Source organism: Cellulomonas sp. P4_B5_2 (assembly GCF_056402235.1).
This window is the reverse complement of record NZ_JBFUHU010000321.1, coordinates 1-4,335: the sequence shown is the minus strand read 5'-3', so window position 1 is coordinate 4,335 and position 4,335 is coordinate 1. Positions and strand designations below refer to the sequence as shown.

Below are 4,335 nucleotides of genomic sequence, written 5' to 3'. Positions count from 1 at the left end.
GGGTGCGCGCTACCGGGACGAGCGGCCCGTCGGCGTCGGCATCGGGCTCTCGCTGGTGCACGGGCTGGTCAGCCGCCTGGGCGGTTCGATCACGGTGGGAGACGCCGCCGAGGGTGGTGCACGCTTCACCGTCGCCCTCGCCGACGCGCCCGAACCGGTCGACGTCAGTAGGTGAAGGCCGACATGCGCATCCGCAGGTCGGCCGACAACGACGCCAGCTCGGCGACGGCCGCGCCCATCTGACCGAGCACCTGGGTGCTCGTGTCGGCGGACTCGGCGACGCTCCCGATGTTCTGGGCGATGTCGCTGGAGCCGGTCGCAGCCTCCTGGACGCCCCGGGACATCTCGTTGGTCGTGGCGGTCTGCTCCTCGACGGCGGCAGCGATGGTCAGCTGGAAGTCGTTGATGGAGCTCACGATCGACGCGATCTGCCCGATGGCGGTCACCGCCCCCAGGCTGTCGCTCTGGATGGCGTCGATCCGGCGGGCGATCTCCTCGGTGGCGCGTGCGGTCTCCTGGGCCAGGTCCTTGACCTCGCCGGCAACCACGGCGAACCCCTTTCCTGCCTCGCCCGCACGAGCGGCCTCGATGGTCGCGTTCAGCGCGAGCAGGTTGGTCTGCGCGGCGATCGAGGTGATGACCTTGACCACGTTCCCGATCTCCTGGGAGCTGATGCCCAGCTGGGTGACCGTGTGGTTGGTGGTCGCGGCGACCGCGGTGGCCTGGTTCGCGACCTTGGCGGCCTCGTTGGCGTTCTGCGCGATCTCGCGGATCGAGGCGCCCATCTGCTCGGCTCCGGCCGCGACCGTCTGCACGTTGCGGCTGACGTCCTGGGCGGCTGCGGCGACCACGAGCGCCTGCGCGCTGGTCTGGTGCGCGCCGGCCGCCACCTGGGCGTTCGCGGCGGACAGCTCCTCGGACGCGGCGGCGACCGTCTGCGCTGTCTCCGCGACTCCGGTCATCGTCTCGCGCAGCTTGTCCAGCGTGGYGTCCAGGCTCGCGGACATCCGGCCGATCTCGTCACCGGACGTGTATCCCGACCGACGGGTCAGGTCGCCGCCCGCGACGCTGGACAGGACCGCCTCGACCTTGCGCAGCGGGTGCGTGATCATGCGCGTGATCCAGACGGCCAGCCCGATCGCGAGCAACGCGCCGACGGCGAGGGTGATCAGGACGGTGTTGCGGGTCGAGGTGACGGTCGACTCGGCCTGGCCGACCAGCGTCGACGCGTTCGTGGCCTGCTCGTCGGTCACCGCGGCAAGGAGGGTCGTCATCTCGGCGACGAGCGGAGCAGCCTTGTGGTCGCGAAGGTCCTGGACCAGGGCGACATCGCCCGCGAAGCTCGCCGGCACGTACTCGTCGTCGATCACCTTGCGGTAGTCCGCAAGACCGGCGGCCAGCGTGGCGGTCTCGTCGGCGTACTCCGTACCGGCTGTCGCGAACGCGGCAAGGTCGGCATCGGTCACCTTGCGCGCGTCCGCCATCTTGACGCCGTACGCGTCCTTCGTCTCGCGGTCGACGGAGCCCGCATGGGCGAGCACGAGCACGCGCTCGGTGAGGAGATCGCTCTGCAGGTGTGCCGCCAGGACGGACGTCGTGAGGGCGTCGTCGTCGATGGTCCGGATGTCCCCGCGCAGCGTGGTGAGGCGGACGACGGAGAGCGCGACGAGGCCTGCCGACAGCAGCACCAGCAGCAGTACCAGAATCCCGATCTTGACCCCGACGGGTTGATCTCTTGCCGACATTCGGAACACGATCCTTCTTCCTTGAAGGTCTGCTCGTGATCCAGGTCGCGACATGACGAGTTGAGCGAGGGGTCATGCTTCCGCCGGCAACCTGGGGCCTCGACCCTCTGATCGGCAGAGTCGCGACGCTCTGAGCTTCTGGTGCCCATGCCCTCGTGTCAGTCGGTAGATTCACCCGCCCTGCGGCGGAGCGTGGGTCTCGGTGTCAGCGGGCAGGGACCTCCACGTCCACGCGGACCACGTCGCCCGTCCGCCGGAACACCCGCTCGCTCACGTCGGCGTCGAGCGCGCCGTCGACCCCCTCGACCCGTGTGCCGTCGGCGAGGTGCGCGACGACGGACAGTGCCGCACCCGGTCCGTCGACGCGCCGGTAGACCACCGGCACCTGGCAGAACGTGAACGCGAGCGATCCCGCGGGGAGCGTGAGGCCGCGCTCCTGCTGGGCGACGTCGTGGTACGTGAACGTCGTCGGGGTGGTGGTCCACTCGTCGGCGCGCAGCAGCACGGGCCGCACGACGACGCTCCCACCCTCGACCCGCAGCCCCAGCTCTCCGAGGCGGGCGAGGATCTCCTCCTTGACCTGGCCGGTCATGCCGGGCTGCCGGGCGCCCTTGCCGGCCGGGGTGTGCGAGTACGGGTCGACCGGGAACGCGCCGTACACGTCGGGGGTCTTGCAGTAGCCGAGGCCGTGCCGGACGTCCTCATAGGCGTCGGCGAGGCCGGCCACGACGAGCGAGTCGGCACCCTCGGCCACCGCGCGCTCGTGGTTCTCCTGCACGGCGAGCAGCAGCTTGGACACCATGTGCCAGTAGATGCTGCCGAGTCCCTCGTACGCGAAGAACGACCCCGACCGACCGGTGAACTCGGCATGCTTGAACACCTGCTCGAACACGTCGAGCACGGCCTGTCGACCCTCGGCCACGCCCGGGACCCTTCGGGTCAGAGCGTCGAGCGCGGCGTCGAGGTCGCGTGCGTTGTGCAGGCCGGGCGCGAACCGGTAGTCGCCGCGCACGTCGCGCAGCACCAGCGACGTGTCGCCGGCGTCGACGAGCGCGGCGAGCAGCGGCGCGGACGCGGCCTGCTCGGCGGTGACGAGGTTGCGGGCCAGGAACGTCGGCAGCTCGCGGTCGGGGTAGAGCTGGTAGGAGTGCTGGTCCGCCCGGTAGAGCGCGCTGCGACGCAGCGCCCGGACGAGCTCGAGTGCCTCCGCGGGGGTCAGCAGGCCGGACGACAGCACCGCGACCTGGCCCTCGAGCATCTCCTGGAGATGACCGACGGTCGCCCCGTCGCGCAGGTCGAGCAGGTTGTACGCGTGGAACAGGCCGTCCTCGCGACGGTTGGCCCGCAGCGCGGCATCGACGTAGAGCTGCGCGTGCGAGAGGAACGCCTGGACGGCCGTCGTCGACACCCCCGTGCGCGCGCCGCTGAACCCGGCGTACACGCGGGTGCGGTACGCGGTCCCGGCCGCGCCGAGCGCGTCCATGACGGCCCGCCGTCCCCGGTCGTCGAACCCCGTGGCCGCCTGCTCGCGATGCTCGTCGAGCGCCGCGTGCACGTCTGCCAGCAGGCTCGCGAGCTCGCTCGTCACCGTGAGGTCGTCGGCCAGCAGGTCCCGGGCGAGGGTCAGGGCGCGGCGCAGGTACGCGAGGGTGACGACCGACAGGCCCTTGCCGACGAGCGCGTTGTTGGCGTCGTTCCACTCGGGGCGCTGGGTGTTCATCCAGATGCCGCCGTCGGGCACCAGGTTGACGACCTTCGCGAGGATGGTCAGCAGCAGCTTCTCGCCGAGCGACACGCGCACGAGCTCGCCGTCGGGTCCGTGCACGAGCCGCCCGTCCGCGCCGTCGGTGGCGACGCGCCGCTCGACCCGCTCCTCGGTCTCGGTGTCGAACGCGATCGTCGCGATCGGCTCAGCGACGGTCTCGTCGTAGGTCGCGATGCGGTACGGCACGTCCGCGTGCGTGAAGACGGCCCGGTCGACGAGCGACTCCAGGCGGCCGGGGTGGAACCGGTGCGACGCCTCCAGGAGCTTGACCAGGTAGATCACCTGGTGGTCGCTCCAGTAGCCGATGTTCGCCCACGGGTTCGACGGCTCGGGCACCTCCCAGTCGATGCCGGAGCGCGAGATGCGGTACGGGTTGTAGCCGTCGGCGGTCGTCGCGTCGAGGAACACCGCGACCATCGACTCGACGTACTCCGGGAACGACCAGGCGAGCGCCTCCCAGTTCTGGAAGATGTCCCGCCAGTTGCCCTGGAAGTCGACGCGCGTCTCGCCGTTCGCGTCCGTCAGGGCGATCTTGAACTTGTTCCAGGGGCGGCTCGGGTCGCCGTGCCGACGGCTGAACGTCAGCGGCAGGTACTCACGCACGAGCCGCAGCAGGTCCGGGTCGCCCGACGCGTCTGCCCGCTCGACGAGGTCGTCGAGCTGCTCGGTCGCGCCGAGCCCGTCGAACCACGTGCCGCTGCGCTCCGCCGTCCGGGGGCTGCGCTGGCCGACGAAGGCGCGCAGGTCGGTCGTGCGGACGGTGTAGCCGTCCACGAGGACGCCGCCGCGCATGACGTTGAACAGCACGTTCGCGCGGTGGTGCGC

3 protein-coding genes are annotated in these 4,335 nt (G+C 71.0%); 1 reads left to right on the top strand and 2 read right to left on the bottom strand.

Annotation, left to right across the window (positions count from 1 at the left end; translation table 11 throughout):
- Nucleotides 1-175, top strand: a 175-nt coding sequence (locus AC1DUQ_RS18485) for an ATP-binding protein (RefSeq protein WP_477074310.1), incomplete at its 5' end; no start/stop codon positions are given.
- Here the strand turns inward: AC1DUQ_RS18485 and AC1DUQ_RS18480 are convergent.
- Nucleotides 165-1,745 carry a methyl-accepting chemotaxis protein gene (locus AC1DUQ_RS18480; protein ID WP_477074309.1) on the bottom strand — a complete coding sequence of 527 codons (1,581 nt, stop codon included), beginning with the start codon at nt 1,743-1,745 and terminating at the stop codon, nt 165-167. The genes AC1DUQ_RS18485 and AC1DUQ_RS18480 overlap by 11 nt on opposite strands.
- A 205-nt stretch (nt 1,746-1,950) precedes the next feature.
- Nucleotides 1,951-4,335: hypothetical protein (locus AC1DUQ_RS18475; protein WP_477074308.1), on the bottom strand; the 2,385-nt coding region annotated here is incomplete at its 5' end.